This window comes from Constantimarinum furrinae (genome assembly GCF_014295415.1).
Taxonomy (GTDB): Bacteria; Bacteroidota; Bacteroidia; order Flavobacteriales; family Flavobacteriaceae; genus Constantimarinum; species Constantimarinum furrinae.
In genome coordinates, this window is record NZ_CP052909.1 from 281,612 (window position 1) to 306,687 (window position 25,076).

A 25,076-nucleotide genomic window follows, 5' to 3' on the forward strand; every position below is an offset into this window, starting at 1 on the left:
AGGAATATGTCTTAGATCAAAAACAATGCAAAAAATACTTAACTTCATAGACGGAGCCTATTGTGAACCTGAAAAGAATATCTGGTTGGATAATTACAATCCTTCCAATGGGGAAGTCTATTCAAAAATAGCACGCTCGGGAAAAACAGATGTCGCCAAGGCTTATGAAGCCGCGCGTTCTGCTTTCCCAATATGGAGCAATACTACCATTGAAGACCGTAGCCGTATACTCTTAAAGATCGCCACCCTTATTGAAAAAAACCTGATTCCGTTGGCCGAAGCCGAATCCAGAGATAACGGCAAACCATTGAGCCTGGCCATGACCGTGGATATCCCGAGAGCTTCGAGTAATTTTAGGTTTTTTGCCAATGCCATCACTCAATTTGCCAGTGAGGCACATGAAAGTATAGGGTTAAACACTATGAATTTTACGTTGCGACAACCCATTGGCGTAGTAGGTTGTATTTCTCCCTGGAATCTTCCGTTGTACTTATTTACTTGGAAGATCGCTCCTGCCATAGCGGCCGGGAATACTGTGGTCGCCAAACCCAGTGAAGTAACCCCAATGACGGCCTATCTTTTAGGTGAGATTTGCAACGAAGCCGGTTTACCAAAGGGCGTACTCAATATCATTCACGGCACGGGACCGGAGGCCGGACAAGCCATTGTGGAACACAAGCACATAAAAGCCATTTCCTTTACCGGTGGCACAAAAACAGGAGAGCATATTGCTCGTACAGCAGCTCCTATGTTTAAAAAATTATCTCTGGAATTAGGAGGTAAAAATCCCAATCTCATTTTCGCCGATTGCGATTACGATAAGATGTTGGCTGTAACGGTAAGGTCTTCTTTTGCCAATCAGGGACAGATCTGTCTCTGCGGAAGCAGGATCTTTGTCGAAGATTCGATCTACGAAATATTTAAGTCAGATTTTGTCGAAAAAGTTAAAGCGTTGAAAGTTGGAGATCCGTTTAAAACTGAAACAGCTATGGGGGCTTTAGTTTCCAAAACACATTTAGAAAAAGTGCAATCGTATATTGCACTCGCTCAAAAAGAAGGCGGGAAGATACTATTTGGTGGAAAGCAATTGAAGATCGACGGACTCGAAAAAGGATATTACCTTGAACCAACGGTGATCGAAGTATTTGACGACCAATGCAGAGTAAATCAGGAGGAGATCTTCGGACCTGTAGTTACACTCATGCCGTTTTCTTCGGAGGCAGAGGTTATGCGGATGGCTAACGGGGTACCTTACGGCTTATCTGCTACCTTATGGACCAGTGATATAAACCGAACCATGCGGCTTTCAAAACAACTTGAAGCGGGCATCGTCTGGGTAAACACCTGGTTAAACCGTGATCTTAGAACCCCTTTTGGCGGTGTTAAGAACAGCGGTGTTGGCAGAGAAGGCGGATTTGAAGCACTGCGCTTTTTTACTGAAGCCAAGAATGTGTGTATAAAATATGAGTAGTTAGGGGTTAGGAGTTAGGAAACAAAGTACTGGGAGCAGGGAATCAATAAATTTTGAATTGAAAAAACGAAAGAATGAATTTAAATCTTACAAATAGAAATGCAATGGTGTGTGGAAGCACAGCGGGAATAGGAAAAGCTTCGGCACTGCAACTGGCAAAGCTGGGAGCAACCATTACCTTGGTAGCCAGAGATGAAGAAAAACTAAAAACAACATTACTGGAACTTCCGTTTCTGGAAGGGCAAAAACACAATTATCTGGTTGCAGATTTTAGCGATCCTGAGGGATTAAAAGAGAAGGTGATCGAGGCAGCCCAGAATAAAACCTTTCATATTCTCATTAATAATACCGGAGGTCCGAAAGGTGGTGCCATTTTTGCTGCAGATACCGAAGAATTTACCAGAGCTTTTTCGCAGCATTTGATATGCAATCAGATTTTGGTGCAGGCACTTGTTCCCGGGATGAAGGAAACCGATTACGGGAGGATCATCAATATAATCTCTACTTCGGTGAAGCAGCCTATAGATGGTTTGGGAGTGAGCAATACGATACGCGGAGCTGTGGCGAACTGGAGTAAGACCCTGGCCAACGAATTAGGACAATACGGGATCACGGTGAATAATGTGCTTCCGGGATTTACAGCAACCGACCGTCTCGAAGATATCGTATTAAACGCTTCCAAAAAAATGAATAAGACCCAAGCAGAAGCCACAGAATTTATGAAAGGTTTGGTGCCTGCCAGACGATTCGCACAACCCGGAGAAATTGCCAATGCTGTAGCCTTTCTGGCCAGCGAAGCTGCGAGTTATATCAACGGAATTAATTTACCCGTCGATGGCGGGAGAACGAAATCTTTGTAACTTTAAGCAATAAAGATGCGTGAGGGATAGAGGTAGGCTACCCTGCCGTCTGCCAGTGGCAGGAAGGCATGTAGCACCGAAAGCCCGACCCCTCTTACAATCCCTAGGGAGTTGTTGAGGGGGCACGCCCGAAGTAATGAAAAGAGCATAAACCCATTATGAAGAAAAAACTACGTATAAACGGTCATTCGCATTTACTCCCCTATCCGGAGGAAATCCCTCAATTCATGAAGGATAAAGGTATTTTTTGGGTGGATAAGGATCGAAAATTCATGCTTCAGAAAAACTGGAGTCGGCCGGTAACCGATTCGAGTTTCTTTTTAAAGGAAAAGCTGGAATGGATGGAGCGATATAAGATCGATCATGCCGTGGTTTTAAATTTATCGCAGTTATATGGCAATGGCCTGAGGGTGGAGGAAATGAAACAGGCATTGCGGTTTCAGAACGATTTTAATGCGAAAGTTCAGCATGATAATCCTTCGAAATTTACCTGCGGATTTGTGGTGCACCCCGGATTTGTTCGCGGTGCCCTTTGGGAAATTGAGCGCTGTGTGGAAGAACTTGGCTTGCAGTTATTGTGTCTTCCTACCCATTATATGGATACTATTGGGACCTGGCGTTGTATATTCGACGAAGAGAACGAACCTATTTTTGAGCTGGCAAGCAAATACAATCTCGCCGTAGAAATTCATCCGTACGACGGGGAAAAGTTTATTTTACTGGAAAATACGTCCTGGCGGTTCCACCTTATCTGGATGCTGGCACAATGTGCCGATGCCTACCATTTTTTAACACTGAACGGATATGCCGATAAATTTCCGAATATGCGAACCTGCTTTGCACATGGCGGCCAATTGGCACAGATCAATTTGGGTAGAAGAATTCAGGGTTTTGACGGAAGACCCGATCTTTTTGAAGGCAAAACCCATCCCCGGAAGTCGGTTGGCCATAAAAACATATTCTTCGACACCCTGGTCCACGATACAGGATCTTTAAAATTGGTGATCGAAAATCAAGGGTCCAAACAAGTGCTGGTGGGATTGGACGATCCTTATCCTTTGGGTGAAATGGAAAGTGCGCCGCAATCGTCCTACCCCGGAAAGATCCTCGATCTTGCCCGAGAGCGAAATATTGTTACGGAAGCCGAATGTGATGCCATGTGGGAGGACAATGTGCTTCAATGGCTATGTGGTGATGACAAGGAGGCAAGACAAAAGCTGGTGAAGAGAATTACCGGAACGTAAATAGTACAGGAGAGCTTAGCATAAACTTCACCATACCATCAAATCAAACATTAATTCCTGAATACTGAATACTAAAACCCATGGATTTCCTTCCTGAAAAAATTGACAAATACGTAACGGCACATACTCAACCCGAACCGGAACTACTTGCAGAGTTACAACGAGAGACCTGGCAGAAGGTATTGCAACCCCGTATGTTGAGCGGTCATTTACAGGGGAGGGTTTTGAGCATGCTTTCCAAATTGATGTGTCCCCGATACATACTAGAAATAGGAACTTATACCGGATATTCGGCCCTCTGTCTGGCGGAAGGCATGGCGCAGAACGGGGAGCTTCACACCATCGATATTAATGAAGAATTACACGATTTTCAGCGACGATATTTTGACAGGTCGCAATTTGGTGAACAAATATTTCAACATACCGGGAACGCTCTGGAGATCATTCCGCAGTTGGATTTCGATTTTGACCTTGTCTTTATCGATGCAGACAAATGCAATTATCCCAAATATCTTGAACTCCTGCTACCGAAGCTAAGAAGCGGAGCGGTTATTTTAAGCGATAATGTGTTGTGGAGCGGGAAAGTAACAGAAGATGTAAAAGACGACGATGCAGATACCCAAGCGCTGCTGGTCTACAATAAAATGCTAAACGAGCATCCTAAACTGGAAACAGTGATGCTTCCTATTCGCGACGGATTAACAATTTCTAGAGTGAAATAACCAAAACATCACACCTCAACCTTATAGAATTATTAGGCTGGAAATTTTTATGTTTCAGTTTGATTTATACTAGTTTCAACCAGTTCCTGCTGTGTTTCCACCTTCCAGAGTTGATAAAATACATATGCGATCACAGTACCTACTAATGCACCCACCATAATATCACTTGGGTAATGCACTCCAACATAAATTCTGCTCAAGACAAAAATGAACGGCCATAAGAAGGCAACGTAAATCCATTTTGTGTGTTTTCTCAGGACTAAAACGACAAAGGTTGTGATGGAAAAACTGGAAGACGCATGACCCGAAAAGAAACTGTAGTTGGAAGGTTTTTGTAATATTCTAATAAGTTCTGCCAAAGCTTCAACGTTATTAGGTCTTAGTCTAGCGACATACTCCTTTACAATACCGGTAAATAATATGGTAATTCCAAAGGTAAGCAGTAAAAAGAATACTGTGGCACTGGCATCTCTCCATTTGTAGAAGTAATACATAAGAAAAATGAACAGTATGAAGAGCGGTGTCCAGCTCTCAATTTGTGTGACAAATAACCAAAAGGCGTCAAAACGTTCAATTCCCAGACTGTTTAAGAAGATGAACAACTCTCTGTCTAATTCTTTCAGGATCTCAATCATCTAGAATTTTCTTTTAATCGGACCCGTTATTTCGTCCACATCTTCTTTTACTTTGTCAATTTCCTTTTTGAAATCCTTGGTAATATCCACATCCAGCCCCTGTTTTTCGGCGCTTTTTGTGATCTCAGACTTGATATCATTGGTTGCATCCTTTATTTGACGCATTCCCTTACCCAGTCCGCGCGCTATCTCGGGAACCTTATCTGCACCAAAGACCATCAACACTATGAAAATGATGAATGCAATTTCGGCTCCACTTATAAATAAGAAAAATGTTTGCGCTATCATGATGCAAATATAAACAAGATTATTCCCATAATTTAAAAAGCCCCGTTACTTTAACGAGGCTTTTACTATAGAATTATATTTTTATTATTCTCCCTTTACGTTTTCCTTGAACGAATCGAATTCGCCAAGTTTCTTACGTTGAGGCCACGCGTTGTTCGAAGTGTCGATATCGGCAGTCTCCTCATCGGGGTCTACCATGATCTTTACGATCTCTTTATCGGAAGCGATCACTTTACCAACAGACTTATCTGTCTTTCTCCATATCTCTGCCGGATATGTAATTCTTTCGGTACTGCCATCACTGTAGGTATATTCAGCAATAATAGGCATTGGAATCCCTCCCGGCTTTTCAAAAGTTACTTCATAAAAATACTTGGGCTTCTTTAAATTAGCTCTTTCCGAAGCCGGAATATTATCCATAATGTACTCCTGAAGTGTTTTCACATCGTCCAGTGTTGCAGTCTTCATACTCTCCTCAAAATCCTCACTTCCTTCTTCAACAAGGTACACCAAAGGAGGAAGATCACTTTCTGTCATCCCTCGTGCTTCCATAATTTCCCGAACTTCCTTATTGATCTTGGAAGTAACGTAGAATTTCTTAACTTCTTTCACACCTATATCGGTATAATCTGTGGTGTAGAACCAGGCTCTCCAGAACCAATCGAGATCTACTGCCGATGCATCCTCCATACTTCTGAAGAAATCCTCGGGAGTAGGGTGTTTAAACATCCAACGCTGGGCATAGGTTCTAAACGCATAATCGAATAGTTCACGTCCCATAATAGTTTCCCGAAGTATATTAAGTCCGGTAGCCGGTTTAGAATATGCATTTGCACCAAAATTATAGGTGTTCAGGCCTTTCGTCATAATAGGTGCTAAACTCGCCTGATCTCCCGCCATATAATCCACTATATTTTTTGCAGGTCCTCTTCTCGATGGATATTTTTGATTAGGAGCGATCGCTTCTGGATACCATTCTCCAAAATCTTGTTCGGCAACGTATTGTACAAAAGTGTTAAGCCCTTCGTCCATCCAGGTCCACTGACGTTCGTCACTATTTACGATCATAGGAAAGAAATTATGACCCACTTCGTGAATGATCACACTCATCATTCCGTATTTGGTACGCTCACTGTAGTTTCCGTCTTTATCGGGTCTTCCGTAATTCCAGCAGATCATTGGGTATTCCATTCCCTGTCCCTTGGCATGCACAGAGATCGCCTTAGGATACGGATAATCGAAGGTCATTCGAGAGTATGACTTTAGCGTACTTGCCACAACCTTGGTAGAGTAATCTTCCCATAGGGGGTTTCCTTCGGGAGGATATACCGAAACGGCCATCACATCTCTGTTGCCTATTTTTACGGCCATCATATCCCAAATATATCTTCTTGAGGTAGCAAAACCATAATCGCGTACGTTTTCGGCTTTAAATTTCCAGGTCTTCTTTGCTGTTGAAAAACCTTTTGACGCATTCTCAGCCTCTTGCTGTGTTACGATCATTACAGGCTTGTCGTATGATTTTTTCGCTCTTTCATAGCGATCCATCATCTCTTTTGTAAAAACCTCTTTTCTATTCTGAAGTGTACCCGTAGCATCCAGGGTATGGTCTGCAGGTACAGTGATGTTTACTTCAAAGTTTCCAAAGGGCAATGCAAATTCATCTCTTCCCCAAAACTGACTGTTTTGCCATCCTTCCACATCGTTATAAACCGCCATTCGAGGATAGAACTGCGCAATCACATATCCCTTGTTCCCGTCCTCAAAGACTTCGTAACCACTTCGACCACCATCTGTGGTATGATTTTGAATATTGTACCACCATCTTATAGAAAACACAAATTTTTCACCCGGTTTTAGGTGTTTGGGCATCTCAACACGCATCATGGTTTGATTGATGGTATAGGGTAAGTTTCCACCTTTGTCATTTTTTACTTCCATAATATTGAATCCACCATCGAAAGGCGATCCCATATATTGGCCTACAAAACTTCCGGCCATAGTTGCAGGCGCGGCACCACTGCCTTCAATAAGGGGTGATTTTGAGTCCTTGGACCGTACATTTTGGTCTAACTGAACCCATAAATATTCTAATACATCGGGTGAATTGTTGGTGTATGTAATTGTTTCATATCCGGTGATCTTAGAATTCTTATCATCCAGCTCAATATCCATCACATAATCTGCTTGTTGCTGATAGTAATTTGGTCCGGGAGCACCGCTGGCAGTCCTGAACATATTAGGAGTAGAAAATTCTTCGTAAAGTTGTTTAAACCGATTGTTGTTATAATGACCGGGTTCCCGTTGTTCTTTTTCAGTTTCCTGTGCATAGGTCATTCCCGCTGCAAGAAAAACAATTACCAGGGCAAAATACTTAGTAAGTTTCATAATTATTAGGAGTTTGATAATTTATTTAAGGTGATAAAAATAGTTTTTATTATGGGTTTTAAGAGTTCTTTAGTTCAAGTTTAACAGACCTTTAGGATTCTCCTTTTCCAGGATGAGACTGCGACGTGTTGAAGGTGTTTTTAGGTGTATGATATTTTGCTGTTCATCAAACAGATCGTGTAATATTTTATTTTCGATCTCTAAGGAATTCAGTTTTTTAACCCCTTCAACCTCTAGATAGATCTTTACAACATCAATGTCGTATTCTTTCCCTATATACTTGATATTTACAGGTTTATCATTTACGCTTATGTTTATTTTCTGAAGGACATATTTCTGAAGTAATGCCAGATCCTTTTTAGTTTCTTTTTTTGAGGCCAAATGCACATTGGGGTCGAATCTTTTCTGAAGGACTGTTTCTAAGTCTTCAATAAAGATCTTGGAAATGATCTGAAGGGATTCCTTTTTTTCCACATATTCAACATTGGTAATGCTCACATAAAACTTGTGAGTCGTTGATGCGGTAAGCAATGGAACCAGAAAAAGTAGAAAGGCAATTTTAAAAAATTTCATTTTCATAAACTATGCAAAATTGTTTGACGTTTTTTTTAGGCGAATGTTACAAATATTATTCCTCTTTTTTGGATAGCCGTTCAACATAGATCACACTCTTTTCTTCCAATACCGACAATACTCCAGCATAATGCTGAGTGTTGAAATCGGTTTGAATACTACTGGTCTCAATACAGTATAATAAGAAGTCGTACAATCGATTTTCCGGAATCTTAAAGGCTTCAGAGAAAAAATCGGGGCCATAATAACTAATTATATGGGCAACGGCACTATTTTGGGCATCCCATTTTCGCTGTATTCTCAATTTTTTGTAATACCCGCTTAAGTGTTTGTACAAGGCTTCCAGATCCACTGCAGTTGCGAGTCCCAGATAGGGCACTATGGGGACTATTTTTTCTTCAGGTTCTCCCTTGAACCCGGGGATGCCTACATCATCAAAATTAAATTCATCTTCCGTTTTAATGTTTTTGATATCGGTAAGTAAATTACCCGACAAATTAGGACCCAGTACCACTTCATCCAGTTCGTTCACCATTTCAGAAAGCTTAACAAGCATCACTCCTTTTTCGAATATTTCAGGGGTAACCGGTAGGCTTTCAGGCATATAATTTACAGATGAAAAAACCAAGGTATCATTCACTTTTACAGTGATGGCAAAATTTCCGTAGGCATCTGTGATCGAATTATATCTGGAAGAAGTGTTCAGGATATGAATTCCCTCCACTTCGATCTCATTAGTAACCTTGCCCTGCAATACCTGAGTTTGCGCTTGCATGAACAGCGGAAGAAGTAAACAGCTCAATAAGGAGCAAAGTTTAGTTAATTCCAATTTGAGTTTTATAATCGTTGCTTTGTTGATGGAGGAAATTTAGTAATTCCAATTCATTCTCGGCTTTTAGCAAGTCTGCGGGAAGTCCGTTGTCCTCAGTAAAATAAATAAATTCATTTACCTTCTCTGTTGGAATACCAAATTTTTCTGCAATAAACTGATTGCTGTAGCGTTGTCGTAGCGCATTGGTGATTACTTCCTTAGTTACGGAAACTTCATGGTTGGTCTTTTTTTTCTTCGGAAATAAAAGATTAAAAATTCCCACAAAATTAAACCCATTTTTAATTCCACCTGTTCCCAATGCATCCTGTGCTGCATTTCCGTCTACTTTAGTATTTTCGTCGGCGCTGAACTCATACCCAAATTCTAAAGCTTCATAAGAAAGATCCCAATTTACTGTAGTGTTTGCGGTCTTAATTCGTTTCAGATCGGCTATAATATTACCGGTAAGATCATAAGGCCTAACGATGACCTCTTCCAACTGATTAACGGCGGGATTGAGATAAATATTCATTCGTTTATATTCAATAACACCACTATCCACGATCACCGTAAAGCTTTGAAACTGTAAAGCTGTAATATAGATCCTGTCATTTTCGGCAACACTCAGCGTAAATTTACCTTCCTTGTCGGTAACGGTACCCTGTTGTGAAGAAACATTATAGACGGTCACGCCTTCGGTGTCATCGCCAAGAGGAGCCGTAATTTTTCCATCAATTTGAACACGGTCTATATCCTGACCAATGGCTAAAAGTGTCGTTATAAAAAAGAAGAATACAAGTAATGTTAACTTCATTTCTTAAAAGTACGCTTTGTTTTCTTACTAAAATCTTAAAGTATTGGCCTGTGTTTGTTAAATTTATCTGATGAATTTCAACCTATGAAAAATTTAATAATTGCGAGTACCTCCACCGTGTACGGTAAAGGATATCTGGAATACTTACTGGACGAGATTTCAGAACTATTTAAAGACAGCACTGAGGTCATCTTCGTACCTTATGCGCGTCCCGGAGGGATCTCACATGATGAGTACACTAAGGTCGCTTCCAAAGCTTTTAAAAAAATTGACAAAAAGGTCGTTGGCCTTCATACTTTTTCAAACCCGAAAGAAGCCCTTGCAAATGCCGGTGGAGTGTTTACGGGAGGAGGCAACACCTTTGTTTTGGTCACAAAATTGTACCAACATGATCTGTTAGTTCCAATGCGTGAAGCTATTTTTAAAGGCCTCCCTTATCTGGGAACAAGTGCCGGAAGTAATATCTGCGGACTCACCATGCAAACGACCAACGATATGCCAATCATGTACCCGCCATCTTTTAAAACTTTGGGGGTCGTTCCCTTTAATATAAACCCGCACTACCTAGATCCCGATCCGGACAGTACACATATGGGGGAAACCCGGGAAACCCGTATTAAGGAATTTCACACTCAAAATGCAAGTCCGGTAATCGGACTTAGAGAAGGCAGTTGGCTGCAGGTAAAGCAATCCGATATCACGTTAAAAGGTGCTTTGACCGCACGAATTTTTGAGCATAATAAAGAACCTTACGAGATCGAAAGCGGTACTATAATTGATTATTTTTAGCTTATGAAACGAGATCAATTTATAAAATCATTTCTATTTGCGGGAACCGCACTCTGTATTTTACCACAACTTTCTTTTGGATATTCTGAAGAGAATTATTCCCGGGATATTCTTATAGGGAAAGGAACTCCCAACCTATTGGGAGACTCTTTTAAAATGCAGCAAGAGAGCTATGAGAACTTTTTATTAATGAAAGCTGCTGCTGCAAAAGAAAATATAAACATAGAAGTCGTCTCTGCTTATCGCAGTTTCCGACGACAGAAAGAGATCTATGAAGGTAAGTACAGGCGATTTACGGCACAAGGAATGAACCCTATGGCGGCCATAGAAAAGATCATAGAATATTCGACCATTCCGGGTACCTCAAGGCACCATTGGGGTACCGACATTGATATTATTGATGCCAATGCACCACGGCCCCAAAGTGTGCTTCAACCTGAACATTTCCACGGGAAGGGTCCTTTTTGTAAGCTAAAGGACTGGTTGGATCAAAACGCAGAATCTTTTGGTTTTTTTGAAGTGTATACCGATAATGCTCACCGGAAAGGATTTAAATACGAACCCTGGCATTTCAGTTATGCCCCGGTATCGAAACCAATGCTGGAAGAATACAAAAAACTGGATCTAAAAAAGATCCTTCTGGAAGAAAAGATTCTGGGTGCGCAACATTTTTCGGAAGAATTTATTTCAACGTATAAAAGTGAAAATATACTGGATATAAATTCCAAATTACTTTCGTAAATTGATATAATAAAACCCGGATTATGAGAAATAGTTGGAAAATCAGGATATTGATCGGATTGGCCATTGTGGCATTTGCGTTCTTTAAAAAATGTGCTAATACTGAAGTTAATGAGTACACCGGCAAAGAGCAGGTTATTTCTATGGATCCCGAGCAGGAGATCGCCATCGGACTTCAAAGTGCTCCTCAAATGGCAAAGGAATATGGTGGCTTGCACCTCGATAACTCACTTCAGGCGTATGTGGATCAGGTAGGTGCCAAACTTGTGGATAATACAATTGCCCGTGAAACACCTTACATATATGAATTTCATTTACTGGCCGACGAGCAGACCGTAAATGCATTTGCGTTACCGGGCGGACAGATCTTTATCACCTATGCTTTGTATTCTAAATTGAGTAGTGAAGATCAGCTAGCCGGAGTTTTGGGTCATGAGATCGGTCATGTAATTGGCCGTCATTCTGCAGAGCGTATTGCAAATAGTGAATTCTGGCAAACCGTGGCACAGGGTGCGAACGTAGGTGCAGACGCAGGGGGCTTGGTCGCCGGTATTGGTCAGAATGTCCTTTTAGGAAATGGTAGGGAAGACGAGCTTGAAAGTGATAATCTGGGCGTTCGGTTTATGATAAAAGCCGGTTATAATCCTCGTGAAATGATCACTGTAATGCAGCTATTGAAAGCCGCTGCTGGTCCGAATCGCGCACCTGAATTTAAAAGCACTCACCCCGATCCCGATAATCGCATTGAAAAAATTGAAGAGGCTATTGTAAAATACGGTGGCTAAAGTGCATATACTTTGCCCTATAAATTTTTCTTCTGTGTATCTTTGCACTTAGCAAAATACCATGAACAAGAACGTTTTATTAGTCATATTGGATGGTTGGGGAATTACTCAGGATCCATCCGTTTCGGCGATTTCACAGGCTGACACCCCCTATATTGATTCTCTTTATAAAATCTATCCCAATGCACAATTGTTAACGCATGGAATGAATGTTGGGCTTCCCGACGGACAAATGGGAAATAGCGAAGTAGGCCATATGAATCTTGGTGCCGGACGTATTGTCTATCAGGATCTGGCAAAAATCAATCTGGCGGTTTCCAATAATCGTTTAAAAGATGAAACAGTAATTAGGAAAGCCTTCGACTACGCCAAATCAAATGATAAAAGCGTGCATTTCTTAGGCCTAGTATCTGATGGCGGTGTTCATTCACACATAGATCATCTAAAGGGCTTGCTTACTGCTGCTTCTGAAGTAGATTTACAGGATGTTTTTGTGCATGCATTTACTGATGGCAGGGATGTTGATCCGCGTTCCGGGGCAGGATTTATTTCGGAAGTACAGCAACACATGACGAAGACCACGGGAAGATTGGCTTCAGTCATAGGGAGGTACTATGCGATGGACCGTGATAAGCGTTGGGAACGTGTAAAAATGGCTTATGATCTGTTGCGGTTCGGAAAAGGTGAACCTTCAGAAAATTGTATAGAAAGCATTCAAAAAAGTTATTCTGAAGACATTACTGATGAATTTATTAAGCCCATAGTACTGCATGAAAATGGTAAAGCTGTTGCCACGGTTAAACAGGACGATGTTGTTATCTTTTTTAATTTCAGAACCGATAGAGGAAGACAACTTACTGAAGCACTCACCCAGCGCGACATGCCTGAATTCGGTTTAAAAACCCTCCCCCTTCATTTCGTAACACTTACCAATTACAACGATTCATTTAAAGGGATCGAAGTGGTCTACAATAAGGAGCATATTCAGAAAACTTTAGGCGAAGTATTAGAATCACACCACAAAAAGCAGATCAGAATTGCCGAAACTGAAAAATATCCTCATGTAACGTTCTTTTTTAACGGAGGTCGGGAAGTTCCATTCGATGGTGAAAAACGAATCCTTTGTCCGTCACCAAAAGTAGCTACCTACGATCTTCAACCCGAGATGAGTGCCTATGAAGTACGCGATAAAATTCTTCCTGAAATAGAAAACAGATCGGCAAATTTTATTTGCCTGAATTTCGCGAATCCCGATATGGTGGGACATACCGGAGTGTTTAACGCTGCAATTAAAGCCTGTGAAACAGTTGACAAATGCACCAAAGCTATCGTAGAAGCCGCAAAAGAAAATGACTATACGACAATTCTGATCGCAGATCACGGTAATTGTGAAACCATGCGCAATCCCGACGGGTCTCCAAATACAGCACATACGACTAATCCGGTTCCTGTGATATTGGTGGACTCTGAGCTTACCGAAATTAATGACGGTATTTTAGGGGATATTGCACCTACTATATTAGAACTAATGGGGATCGAAAAGCCTTCAGAAATGACACAAAAATCCCTAATCTAATTGACTTTGGGATAGGTATTTTCTTTGTAATTTTGCACCTTTATACCAACTAATGAACGAAACGTTTACTATAGCAGTTGATTTTGACGGAACCATTGTAGAAGATGAATATCCTTCCATTGGAAAGCCTAGGATCTTTGCTTTCGACACCCTAAAGAAATTGCAGGACAGAGGACATCGCTTGATCCTTTGGACTTATCGTAGCGGGAAACGTCTGGATGATGCTGTGGAGTTTTGTAAAGCAAACGGTGTTGTTTTTTATGCAGTAAATAAGAGCTTTCCGGAAGAGGAATTTGAATCAAAATACAGTCGAAAGATCAATGCCGATTATTTTATAGACGATCGTAACATTGGTGGATTAATGGGCTGGGGAGAAATATATCAATTGTTGATCGGTGAAAAAAAACCGGTGTCAACAGAAAAAAAGAAAAAAAAGGGTTGGTTTCCTTTTTAAAGATACAATATGATCATACCAAAAACTTCAGAAGAAATAGAATTGATGCGAGAGGCTGCTCTTATTGTTTCAAGAACGCTTGGCTTATTGGCCAAAGAGGTGAAACCGGGAGTGACGACCTTGCAATTAGATAAGATCGCTGAGGAATTTATAAGGGATAATGATGCCGTGCCCGGATTTCTGGGGCTATATGATTTTCCAAACACCTTGTGTATGAGTCCAAATGCTCAGGTTGTCCACGGCATCCCCAACAATACACCTTTAAAGGAAGGAGATATCATTTCTATAGACTGCGGGGCTGTAAAAAACGGGTTTTACGGGGATCATGCCTATACGTTTAAGATAGGAGAAGTAAGCCCTGAGGTTGACAAATTGTTACGTGTTACCAAAGAGTCGCTATATGTAGGGATTAGAGAGCTGAGAACCGGTAAACGAACCGGTGATGTTGGCTATGCCATACAACAGCATTGTGAAAAAGAAGGTTATGGCGTGGTAAGAGAATTGGTGGGTCACGGATTAGGACGTACCATGCATGAAGATCCCGAAATGCCTAACTACGGAAGAAGAGGAAAAGGAAAAAAGATCGTTGAAGGAATGACCGTTGCCATAGAACCTATGATAAATCTCGGAACCAGACGTATTGAGCAATTAGCAGACGGCTGGACCATACTTACCTTAGACCGTAAACCAAGTGCGCATTTTGAACACAATGTAGCCGTAGTTGATGGCAAACCTGAATTACTTTCAACCTTCGGGTATATTTATGAAGCGTTAGGTATTGAAAGTGACGAGGAAAAAGAATTCCGGCAGAAGGAGCTGGTATTATAAACCTGCGCTAATGCAAAAAATCTTTAAATTCTTTCTGAACCTAATTCCCCGAACCTTACTAATACGGCTGAGTTATGTGATCCGTCCCTTTGTTGCTTTTTTCTTAAGAGGTGACACGTATACTGACCCTATTGACGGACAATCGTATAGAAAGTTCCTTCCTTACGGTTACGAAAAGGTAAGAGAAAATGTATTGGCACCCGGTACACTTTCTCTGGAGCGTCACCGATTGTTCTGGTTATATCTGAAAAATGAAACCGAATTTTTTAACAGTACACAAAAAGTACTGCATTTTGCTCCGGAACAAGCATTCTACAAGCGTTTCAGAAAACTGAAGCATCTGGATTATACCACTACCGACTTAAATTCACCCATAGCCGATGTTAAAGCAGACATTTGTGATCTCCCGTTTCAGGATAACGAATTCGACTTTATTATCTGCAATCACGTATTGGAACATATTCCGGACGATAATAAAGGCATGAGGGAAATTTATAGAATACTGAAACCCGGAGGGACTGCAATACTTCAAATTCCATTAGATCAAAACAGAGAAATCACTTTTGAGGATAATTCCATAACAGATCCGAAACAACGAGCCCGTATTTTCGGACAATACGATCATGTGAGAGTTTATGGAATGGATTACTTTTCTAAACTTGAAGCCGTAGGTTTTTCTGTAGATGCCGTGGATTACACTGCTACACTTACTCCTGAAGATATACATAGATACCGACTGGCCAAGGGCGAACTAATTCCTGTTTGCAGGAAGTTAATCCAACAATAAAGCGCTAAATCCCTTGGTTATAAAGGATTGGTGGGTTCCTATAGAATCACTATAGGTGAGATAGGCATCCAGTTCGGGTAGTGAACCAAGCACCTCTTTCGAACGCTCCAGACCCAGTGCCATAAATGCGGTAGCATAAGCATCGGCGAGGGCACAACTATTTGCGATCACGGTTGCACTGGTCACGTCGCTTTGCATGGCCGATCCGCTTAACGGATTTATGGTATGCACATATTTTTTTCCTGTTACCGAATCAATTCTGAACTTCCTATAGTTGCCGGAGGAAGCCATTGCTTTATTTTTCAAATGGAGTGCTTTAGTGATCTTACGGTTCTGCAGATCGGAATCTACCGATTCTACCCCCACCACCCAGGATTCATTTTTAGAAAGATTCTTTCCTCTAGCCAGTATCTCACCTCCCAGTTCGATCAGGAAATTGTCAACTCCATTCTTCTGAAGGTATGCCCCTATGAGGTCAATTCCGTAGCCTTTGGCAACTGCATTAAAATCAAAATAGATCTCCGGATGTTCCTTTGATATCCTTCCATCTGATAATAATTTTACTTTTTGAAACCCTACAAATTTCATGAGGGAATCCAGTGTTGCCTTATCTATTTCAGAAATAGGGGCTGCGTCACCAAAGCCATACGCATTTCGTAAGACACCTACGGTGGGGTCGAAATAACCAAACGACTTTTTATGAACTTCTTCAGAAATTAAAAAGACATCCTTAAAAATGGCATCTACCACCATACTACTGTCGCCTGCATTTATTTTTGAAATATCACTGTTGGGTAGATAAGTACTTACCGACTTGTTCACGGCGTAAATTACCGAATCGATTCCCTTTTCAGCATCAAAAGAAGTCTTCGGATAATACTGAATGCTATAGGTCGTTCCAAAAGCATCTCCATGAAGTACTATAGGACTTTCCGGCGTATCTTCACAGGAAACAAAGAAAAGAATGAGCGATAAATAGGCTAAATATTGGAAGGAATTTTTCATTTAAATGTTGAATTATAAAATTTCCTGCAATCCGTTATATACCATGGTATAATCCTCATCCTTGAGTACCGGTCTCGCATAATCACTTCCATGCCCCAGACCAACACCTGCAAAATAGGTCTTAGCCTCAAATTTATCGGCATGATCCTTTATGGTGTTCATAAGTTTAGGATCATATACATTGGCATCGTCCGGATATGAAACAGCTCTTACTACTATAAAATGTAGGTCCTTGTCCTTTAAAGCAACAAACTGAGGGTCCTTTTTTAACTTGGAATTGACGCCTAAAAATTCAAATCCGTTGGATTCCAGATCCTTCCCTACTATATTCATTGCTAGGTTATGTAATTCCTGTTCTGTAAGCTCTTCTTTCATTTTATTCAAATCGAATACATTTAATCTTAGTACAATAATAGGCCGGAATTTCTATGGAAGTACCGAGGGATGCTGAATACCACAGTCTAATGGCCGAATCGTTCAGATTTTTCAAAACTTGAACACATTAACCCTTCGTATATTCCTCTGCAAAAATAAGCAATTTTAGAAGGCAAAAAAACCGCCACTGCTCAAGTGACGGTTTCTGTTTATTGGTATACTTAGTAAAATTATCTTTTTATAATTCTTTTTATTACTGAATCCTCAATTGAATTGATCTTAATAAAATACAGAGCCGAATCCAGTTTTGACAGATCCAACTGATAGTTCGTACTACTGTTGTACGAAACCTGTTCCACTTTTCTTCCTCTCACATCATACACTTCCACCGATGTGATCTCCACCTGTGGTGATACGATGTTTACGATATTCTGTGTCGGGTTTGGATAAATTGAGATCAAGTCCAACTTGTTTGGGGTAACACCCAGTGTTTCATACACAAACTGAAGGGTAAACCTGTTGTTAAAGGTTCCTTTGCCGCTTGTGAACTCATAGTTTCCTGCGCCTAGATCGGTAATGGTGTTTTCCCAATTGTCTACAAGATAAATGGTTGCATTGGGAAGAATCTCACCTTCTATGGACGCAATAGAAATAGTATAGGTTGCATTGGCCTCTACCTGTGAGGCAAAGCCTATTGGTATTTTAGTGGTAGCATTAAAGACTCCTCTACTTTGGATACCCAACTGCTCTGTACCATCATCAAGATGAGAGTATATGGAAATGGTTGTTGCAAGTCTGTCGGCATCATAGTTCTCGTCCATACCTTCTGTGGCGAGAGGGTTAAAGGCTACCAGAGCATGACTTCCTAAGTTAAATGCGTCATTTCTTACCTTGAGCATTACTTTTTCTACATCGTGCTGTGGGGTTCTAAGGGTGTTATTTCCACTGGTAAGTCGCATGGCATTGGTAAAGACTACTTCATTACCGGGGCCACCGGCGAATGCTTTAATGGCAAACCCCTGTCCGGTAGAGATTACTCCGTTGGGCTCCGTACTGGTTCCCGGGTCGTTTGCTGCCGGAAGCGCTCCTCCTGTTATGTACATAGAGATATCATCCATACTGAAATTAAGAGAACCGTATCCGGGGATAGAAGTACTGGGAGGCGTTAAATGTTCCCAAAAATATACTCTGTCTATCACACTGTTTCCTGAGATAAGCGCATCTGCCGAGATGGGCGAAGCATACGGATTGGCTAGTGCATTTGGGGTTCCATCGGGATTAGCTCCTGCTCCGTTATACACTATATCTCTGCTTACATCACCATTATTTAGCGTTCCTAAGGAATAGGTCATATCATAAGTGGTATTGGCGGGATCTGTATATCCGCTTTGTGGTCTTACAATATATCCTTCCCCTACATTGATAGCTCCATTATAGGTGGTCCAAAGATCTCCGTTATTGTCTGCAAAATTCGTTCCTCCTGCAGGTACTCCCGGGTGAGGAATAAAGTTTGAAGGATCGTGATTAAGCACTAAGAAGGCATTGGTAAATACACCGTTTCGTGTCTCGCCGCTCATGGGGCTTCCCATAACCATAAAATCACGATTCTGAAGCACAGGGGTGGTAAGCTGTACATTAATAGTACCATTGTTGGTAACCGAAGCTAACGGGTCGGTTTGAACCACAATACCTTGGTGTTCCACGATCAATGTTCCGTCGACGGTAATATCTCCGTCTATATGTAAAAGACCGCCACCATTAACCGTTAATGTTCTCGAGCTGTTGATGGTAAGTGTACATGCATTGAGATCGCCATCGCTATTGGTGTCGTAGGCTCCGTTTATGATCACTGTATCATTAGATCCGGGAGCTCCCGAAGGACTCCAGCTTGAGCCATTCCAGGTCTTGGTGACACCCGGGCAGGCAACAAAAGCTGCTGCCGGACCAAAATAAAATGTTCCGTCCAATCCGGTAAAGTTACCCGACAAGGTGGTATTTGTACCAAAGGTTCCTGAGGTAATGCTAACTACTTCAACAAAGGAACTAGCATTTCCTCTAGCTGCCACCAGATCATTTACCGTTAATCCCGTAGCCGCTATCCATCCGTTGATTTCAGCCTGTGTGAAATAAAATGTCAACGAAGTACTTCCAGAACCCGTAGTATTTTCGGGAGAAAAATCAAAAGTTTTATCGGTTACATGATTGGGTAAGGTACTTCCATTATAAGACTGAGCTCCGGTACCGGCGCGTGAAACAGACACGTCCACACATCCATAATCAAATGAATTATTGTTGGTTATTCCTGCCATTATATTGCCAGTTCCCGGGTCGGAAGCATAAGCGGTACCAGTTCCATTGATATTTAATTCATCTGGCGTTCCCGAGTTTACTGCAGATTGAACTTCGGTTCCTTCAGTAACAACAACATCAACGGTATCAAGCATAAGCAATGAATTTCCGGAAGTGCTAAAATGCCTGAATGACAGATATCCGGTTTGTCCGGCCAGCGTAGTTAAATCAATAGTTCGTAAGGTAGTATTATTTCCCACCGTATTGGTCTCTTCAACCAAAGTACCGGCAATTATAGCCGCTGCCGTATTCTTGGATGTCGAAAAATACACGGCATAGTGTTCAGGAGTGCCAAAGTCACCGATTTCATAAGTAAATCGCGTATTCGTAGCTGTGGCAGGTATGCTAAAAACAGGGCTTGAAAAAAAGTTATCTGGAGTTAAAACCCCGGATCCTCCCGTTACAGCCTGATCGGTTACCGAACCGGCCCAAAAGCCCGAAAGATTCCCATGAGCATATGGATTAAAAATTCCCCAGTTCTCGGTATCCCCGTCATTATCGATGACCGTCCATCCTGTCGAATCTTCAAAATCTTCTGTAAGGACATTGGTTAAGATATTTGCGTTAGGCACTATGTCGTCGTCATTTATGGTAAAAGTAAATGTGTCGGCAACCGGATTTGCGGTGGCATCCCCCCCATTGGGATTTACTGTAAAGTCGATCACAGCGGTTTCATTGCCTTCTACAAAACCATCGTGATATACGCGCAACACCATATTTTGAGGTGCATTAGAACCGGATGGAAAAGTAAGCGAAGGTGTTAAAACCTGAAAATCAACGCCATTTGTTGCGGTACTAGTACCGTTCACCGAAAAAGTAACATCTGCATTTGCAGATGGTGCAGTTCCTATATTCAACTCGATGTTTAGGTCGGTAAAATTACAATCGGAATTTTCGGTGGTTGATCCTGTAATTGATGAATATGCAATTACAGGTGTTGCCGCTGCAATGGTTCCCCCGGTAACAATTAGTGTATAGTTTTGACTTGCAGACAGTGTTCCTTTATGAGATACCGTTAGGGTATACGTACCGGAAGCACCGGCAATATCTATTCTCTCGAACGGATCCACTACATTGTCTCCTGTTCCATTGGTGTTAACACCGGTTAAACGCCATGGCGTATATGTAGTTCCATTGTCCAGCCGAAGATCGAGATCATTCACTAAGGCGGGAGTCGGGCTGTTTAACCCGCCATTGGCTGTTCCCGCAGGATCGGTCCAGGAAATTGACGCCATTAAAGGATCGACTCCGTTAGATTGAATAGTAATCTGATATGTGGAACCATTAGTTAGTGTTCTTTCATCCAATACGGCAAAACCGGTATCGGCGTCGGAGATAGTCTCCGCTGCTTTTTTGGCGTTAAGCAAGCCCCAACCTGTTAGTGCATCCGGGCCATTTGGCGACATATCGTCTGCTGTGTGTAAGGCGAGTCCTTTCAAGGACGCCGCTCTCATCGTTGATCCGTGGAGATCCTGATAATGCTCCTGTAGTAATAGCAATGTTCCTGTGACGTTAGGAGCAGCCATGGAAGTACCCGAAATTGTATTATAGGCACTGTTACTGTTATCATAACAAGAGTATAAACCGGTTCCATTTCCGGCGATATCGGGTTTTATGCGATAATCATCTGTGGGTCCTTCACTACTGGAGCTATTTCTAGAAACCGAAATCAGCGCCCCGGTAGTGCTGTTAACACTAGCATCGGTAGCATTGGCAATAACCAGATTGTTTTTTGCCGTGGCATTGCCACTTAACTTATCGAAAGACGAATTTCCACCGAGTGGTGCACCGTTGGATGAATTATCATTCCCATCGTTTCCGGCAGATTTTACCATAAGATAATTCTGTTGGGAATACATCAAGGCATCCCAGTTTCGGGCAGCAGTACCATATTGACCAAATTGAGCGTCTGTAACAAATGTGATATTGTTTCCATACGAGTGATTAGAAAGGATCATACCTCCGGCTGCAGCAGTGGTTGCTTCACTAAGGTCACTGGTCCATTCGCTCGTACGTGCATCTGCCTGCCAGGACATCCCCTTGGCGTTCGGACTAAATCCTGACGCTACAATAGTCCCTGTTACATGCTGGGCATGAAAACTGTTTCCATTTAAAGAGGTTACTCCATCAATAATACTTACCCTGTTATTTCCTCCGGCTCCGTCGAATTCCTGATGTGTAGGTCGTGTTGGGCCACCGTCCCAAACATGTACGATCATTCCATCACCGTTGAGGTTTAAACCCAAACCGCCACCGGTATTCAGAAAATTAGCTCTGGATGAAACAGCCGCATCTACATTATCGAGCTGATAATAAACGGGTAATCCGTACTCTGAAAGTCGCATCAATTCTGAAAAAGAACCATTTTCATGATATATTCTTTTTGGAATATTATGCAGCAGCGCATAGGTCTCTGCCTCTATTTTCTGAAGTCTGTCGAGATCTGAAAACACCGCAGCCAACTCATAGACCATATTGGCATTATTACTTTTACAAATGGCCTCAATTTTAGCATTATAGGTATCTGCCGTTAAAATCTCCTTAGGTTGAGTTCCGGAACTTTTAGTAATTACCTGAGCTAACGAAATAGAAACATTGAGTAAAAATAGGAGGAGTACGATTCTTTTCATAAGTAATAAAATTAGTGCGGAGGGTTTACTATACTAATATTGAGCGCTATACGTATCAAAAATAGTATTTTATCGGTATAGTGCAACTTTTTATCGATAAAAAACATTTAATCATGGTTAAAACGCATAAAAAAACCCTTTGATTTCTCAAAGGGTTGACACACTGATGTTTATTTTTAAACTTATCCTCCAAAATCATCAAACCTGATGTTTTCATCAGGGATTCCGAAATCTTCTCCCATTTTCTGAACCGCCTGGTTCATTAATGGCGGGCCGCAAAAATAAAGTTCGATATCTTCGGGAGATTCGTGATGATTCAGGTAATTGTCGATCACTACTTGATGAATAAATCCAACAAATCCATCACCCTCGTCGTTAATATCTTTCTTTACTTTCCAGTTATCTTCTTCCATAGGTTCAGAAAGTGCCATATAGAATTTAAAATTAGGAAAGTCTTTTTCAAGATTTCTGAAATGATCTATATAAAACAATTCTCTCTTCGAACGTCCACCATACCAATAGGTAACTTTTCTTCCTGTCTTAAGCGTTCTGAACAAGTGATATAAATGTGATCGCATAGGTGCCATTCCGGCTCCTCCCCCTACATACACCATCTCAGCTTCAGAAGGATTGATAAAGAACTCACCATAAGGCCCGGAAATCACAACTTTATCTCCCTTTTTACAATTAAAGATATATGAGGATGCAATCCCTGGGTTTACGTTCATCCATTGGTTCTTAGCGCGATCCCATGGCGGAGTCGCTACACGTACATTGAGCATGATCTCTCTTCCCTCTGCAGGATAAGAGGCCATAGAATACGCTCGTTCAACGGTTTCAGTGTTTTTCATTACCAACGGCCATAATCCGAACTTATCCCATTCTTCCTGAAACTTATCGGGCGTGTCGTGTTCTTCGGGGTGAGCCGTAATATCCATATCCTCGAACTTTACTTCACACGGGGGAATTTCAATTTGAATATAACCACCGGCCTTATAATTCATATCTTCCGGAATCTCAACTACAAATTCTTTAATAAAGGAAGCTACATTATAATTACGCACTACGGTTGCATCCCATTTTTTTATTCCGAAGACTTCTTCAGGGATATGAATATTCATATCCTGCTTCACTTTCACCTGGCAGGATAATCTCGCACCATCTTTTAATTCTTTCCGAGTAAAGTGAGGTGTTTCGGTAGGCAAAGCTTCTCCTCCTCCTTCAAGAACATGACATTCACACTGAATACAGGTTCCTCCACCTCCACACGCCGAGGGAAGGAATATTTTTTGATTCCCCAAGGTAGAAAGTAATGTTCCGCCGGACTCTACCTCGATCACTTTTTCATCATTGATGGTGATCTTTACCGGACCGGATGGCGATAATTTTTGCTTTGTGAATAACAATAGGGCTACCAATAACAAGGTCAGTACCAAAAAGGCAACGACGGTTGCAATAATAACTCCAAGGGTGCTCGCTGCTAAAAACATAATTTATTCTGTTATTTCTGAAACTTCTACGATCTTAGCAGAAGTCATCGTTTCATTATTTTGTTCCATTTGCATTCCAACATTTGACGATTGGCCGTCTAAAGCCGGATTTTCTTCATCTCCTCCGGTTAGCATTCCTCCAAAGCTCATAAATCCTATCGCCATTAAACCGGTAATAATAAATGTGATTCCGAGTCCGCGTAAGGGTGCCGGCACATTGCTGTACCGAATCTTTTCCCTGATCGCTGCAATTGCGACTATAGCGAGAAACCATCCAATTCCGGAACTAAAACCGTAATTGAGTGCCAGTGTAAAACTTTCAATATCTCTCGACTGCATAAACAACGACCCACCTAATATGGCACAGTTTACTGCAATAAGCGGAAGGAATATTCCTAATGAATTATATAGTGATGGTGAAAATTTTTCAACGATGATCTCAACCAATTGCACCATAGTGGCAATGGTGGCGATGAATAAAATAAAAGAGAGAAAGCTTAGATCATAATCTGCATAATCTGCTCCCAGCCAAGCCAGGGCTCCTTCTCTTAAAATGTATTGATCCAGTAACCAGTTGAGGGGTACGGTAACTGTAAGTACAAAGATAACAGCGGCTCCTAAACCTACTGCTGTACTTACTTTTTTGGAAACGGCTAGGTAGGAACACATACCCAAAAAGTATGCAAACACCATATTGTCTACAAAGACCGATTTAAAAAATAACTCTAAATGTTCCATATATTTTAGTGTTCAGTTGGCAGTGGCAGTTGGCAGTAAGAACAATACCTACTGAAACTGCTTCCCACAGACTTTTTAATGCTCTTCTATTAATTCTTTATTTCTGCTACGTTGTACCCAGATAATGATACCTACCACAATTAGAGCCATTGGAGGCAATACCATAAATCCATTGTTTTCATATCCGATAGCGTACAGCCCAGATTTTTCGACCGGATCACCCAAGACTTTAAATCCGAATAAGGTTCCCGAACCTAAAAGCTCTCTGAAAAATCCAACTATGATCAATATCAATCCGTAACCGGCTGCGTTTCCAATTCCGTCCAGAAAAGATTTCCACGGACCGTTACCCAGGGCAAATGCTTCAAAACGTCCCATAATGATACAGTTGGTAATAATCAAACCAATGAATACCGAAAGTTCCTTACTCAATTCGTAGGCAAAGGCTTTCAGTACCTGATCTACAATAATCACCAGCGTCGCTACCACGATTAATTGTACGATAATCCGAATTTTTGACGGGATAATATTTCGCATAAGCGATATGACCACATTTCCCACACCTAAAACAAAAACCACCGAAATTGCCATTACTATAGAAGGCTTTAACTGCGCTGTAATTGCCAATGCCGAACAGATTCCCAATACCTGAATAGTGATTGGATTGTTGTCTGCTAACGGGTCTAAAATTAATTTACTGTCTTTCTTCGATAGAAGTCCCAT

23 protein-coding genes are annotated in these 25,076 nt (G+C 41.4%); 11 read left to right on the top strand and 12 right to left on the bottom strand.

The window, feature by feature from the left end:
* Positions 1–25: 25 nt before the first annotated feature.
* The 4 genes from ALE3EI_RS01385 (at position 26) to ALE3EI_RS01400 (ending at position 4,297) form a co-directional block, all read left to right on the top strand.
* Positions 26–1,471 (top strand): aldehyde dehydrogenase, encoded by a 1,446-nt coding sequence (locus ALE3EI_RS01385; protein WP_186990089.1) that lies wholly within the window; start codon positions 26–28, stop codon positions 1,469–1,471.
* A gap of 74 nt (positions 1,472–1,545) precedes the next feature.
* Positions 1,546–2,331, top strand: a complete 786-nt coding sequence (locus ALE3EI_RS01390; RefSeq protein WP_186990091.1) for an SDR family oxidoreductase — start codon at positions 1,546–1,548, stop codon at positions 2,329–2,331.
* Between the two features lie 158 nt (positions 2,332–2,489).
* On the top strand, positions 2,490–3,575 hold the full coding sequence (locus ALE3EI_RS01395) for an amidohydrolase family protein (protein WP_186990093.1): 1,086 nt from the start codon (positions 2,490–2,492) through the stop codon (positions 3,573–3,575).
* An 80-nt stretch (positions 3,576–3,655) separates the two neighbouring features.
* Positions 3,656–4,297, top strand: a complete 642-nt coding sequence (locus ALE3EI_RS01400) for an O-methyltransferase (RefSeq protein WP_186990095.1) — start codon at positions 3,656–3,658, stop codon at positions 4,295–4,297.
* 47 nt (positions 4,298–4,344) lie between these two features.
* Here the strand turns inward: ALE3EI_RS01400 and ALE3EI_RS01405 are convergent, their stop codons facing one another.
* The 6 genes from ALE3EI_RS01405 to ALE3EI_RS01430 all read right to left on the bottom strand — a co-directional run bounded on the left by ALE3EI_RS01405 (position 4,345) and on the right by ALE3EI_RS01430 (position 9,806).
* Entirely contained in the window at positions 4,345–4,932 is a 588-nt protein-coding gene (locus ALE3EI_RS01405; protein ID WP_186990097.1) for a phosphatase PAP2 family protein, read from the bottom strand.
* Positions 4,933–5,220, bottom strand: a complete 288-nt coding sequence (locus tag ALE3EI_RS01410) for a Sec-independent protein translocase subunit TatA/TatB (protein WP_186990099.1) — start codon at positions 5,218–5,220, stop codon at positions 4,933–4,935.
* Between the two features lie 84 nt (positions 5,221–5,304).
* Positions 5,305–7,608 (bottom strand): M1 family metallopeptidase, encoded by a 2,304-nt coding sequence (locus ALE3EI_RS01415; RefSeq protein ID WP_186990101.1) that lies wholly within the window; start codon positions 7,606–7,608, stop codon positions 5,305–5,307.
* Between the two features lie 69 nt (positions 7,609–7,677).
* On the bottom strand, positions 7,678–8,187 hold the full coding sequence (locus tag ALE3EI_RS01420) for a DUF6702 family protein (protein WP_233279985.1): 510 nt from the start codon (positions 8,185–8,187) through the stop codon (positions 7,678–7,680).
* A gap of 49 nt (positions 8,188–8,236) precedes the next feature.
* The gene (locus tag ALE3EI_RS01425; protein ID WP_186990103.1) at positions 8,237–8,983 is read right to left on the bottom strand and encodes a carboxypeptidase-like regulatory domain-containing protein; all 747 of its coding nucleotides are present in this window, start codon (positions 8,981–8,983) and stop codon (positions 8,237–8,239) included.
* A gap of 13 nt (positions 8,984–8,996) precedes the next feature.
* The gene (locus ALE3EI_RS01430; protein WP_186990105.1) at positions 8,997–9,806 is read right to left on the bottom strand and encodes a carboxypeptidase-like regulatory domain-containing protein; all 810 of its coding nucleotides are present in this window, start codon (positions 9,804–9,806) and stop codon (positions 8,997–8,999) included.
* Between the two features lie 84 nt (positions 9,807–9,890).
* Between ALE3EI_RS01430 and pepE the strand changes: the two genes are divergently transcribed.
* From pepE to ALE3EI_RS01465, 7 genes are all read left to right on the top strand, one after another.
* A complete protein-coding gene (gene pepE, locus ALE3EI_RS01435) occupies positions 9,891–10,595 on the top strand; it encodes a dipeptidase PepE (protein ID WP_186990107.1) in 705 nt (234 codons plus the stop codon).
* A 3-nt stretch (positions 10,596–10,598) separates the two neighbouring features.
* Positions 10,599–11,336, top strand: a complete 738-nt coding sequence (locus ALE3EI_RS01440; RefSeq protein ID WP_186990109.1) for a M15 family metallopeptidase — start codon at positions 10,599–10,601, stop codon at positions 11,334–11,336.
* Positions 11,337–11,359: 23 nt separating this feature from the next.
* A complete protein-coding gene (locus ALE3EI_RS01445) occupies positions 11,360–12,121 on the top strand; it encodes a M48 family metalloprotease (protein WP_186990111.1) in 762 nt (253 codons plus the stop codon).
* Between the two features lie 61 nt (positions 12,122–12,182).
* Positions 12,183–13,697 carry a 2,3-bisphosphoglycerate-independent phosphoglycerate mutase gene (gene gpmI, locus ALE3EI_RS01450; RefSeq protein WP_186990113.1) on the top strand — a complete coding sequence of 505 codons (1,515 nt, stop codon included), beginning with the start codon at positions 12,183–12,185 and terminating at the stop codon, positions 13,695–13,697.
* A gap of 52 nt (positions 13,698–13,749) precedes the next feature.
* A complete protein-coding gene (locus ALE3EI_RS01455; RefSeq protein ID WP_186990115.1) occupies positions 13,750–14,151 on the top strand; it encodes a BT0820 family HAD-type phosphatase in 402 nt (133 codons plus the stop codon).
* A 9-nt stretch (positions 14,152–14,160) separates the two neighbouring features.
* Positions 14,161–14,979, top strand: coding sequence for a type I methionyl aminopeptidase (gene map, locus ALE3EI_RS01460; RefSeq protein ID WP_186990117.1), 819 nt, complete (start codon positions 14,161–14,163; stop codon positions 14,977–14,979).
* Between the two features lie 10 nt (positions 14,980–14,989).
* Positions 14,990–15,766, top strand: a complete 777-nt coding sequence (locus ALE3EI_RS01465; protein ID WP_186990119.1) for a class I SAM-dependent methyltransferase — start codon at positions 14,990–14,992, stop codon at positions 15,764–15,766.
* On the opposite strand, the gene ALE3EI_RS01470 is transcribed toward ALE3EI_RS01465, so the two are convergent.
* The 6 genes from ALE3EI_RS01470 to ALE3EI_RS01495 form a co-directional block, all read right to left on the bottom strand.
* A complete protein-coding gene (locus tag ALE3EI_RS01470) occupies positions 15,752–16,771 on the bottom strand; it encodes an FAD:protein FMN transferase (RefSeq protein ID WP_186990121.1) in 1,020 nt (339 codons plus the stop codon). The genes ALE3EI_RS01465 and ALE3EI_RS01470 overlap by 15 nt on opposite strands.
* A gap of 12 nt (positions 16,772–16,783) precedes the next feature.
* A complete protein-coding gene (locus tag ALE3EI_RS01475) occupies positions 16,784–17,146 on the bottom strand; it encodes a Na(+)-translocating NADH-quinone reductase subunit F (RefSeq protein ID WP_186992253.1) in 363 nt (120 codons plus the stop codon).
* A gap of 230 nt (positions 17,147–17,376) precedes the next feature.
* Positions 17,377–22,125 (bottom strand): S8 family serine peptidase, encoded by a 4,749-nt coding sequence (locus tag ALE3EI_RS01480; protein WP_186990123.1) that lies wholly within the window; start codon positions 22,123–22,125, stop codon positions 17,377–17,379.
* Between the two features lie 182 nt (positions 22,126–22,307).
* Entirely contained in the window at positions 22,308–23,615 is a 1,308-nt protein-coding gene (gene nqrF, locus ALE3EI_RS01485) for an NADH:ubiquinone reductase (Na(+)-transporting) subunit F (protein WP_186990125.1), read from the bottom strand.
* A gap of 3 nt (positions 23,616–23,618) precedes the next feature.
* Positions 23,619–24,353: an NADH:ubiquinone reductase (Na(+)-transporting) subunit E gene (gene nqrE, locus ALE3EI_RS01490; RefSeq protein WP_186990127.1), complete on the bottom strand. Its 735-nt coding sequence runs from the start codon at positions 24,351–24,353 to the stop codon at positions 23,619–23,621.
* 75 nt (positions 24,354–24,428) lie between these two features.
* A complete protein-coding gene (locus ALE3EI_RS01495) occupies positions 24,429–25,076 on the bottom strand; it encodes an NADH:ubiquinone reductase (Na(+)-transporting) subunit D (protein ID WP_186990129.1) in 648 nt (215 codons plus the stop codon).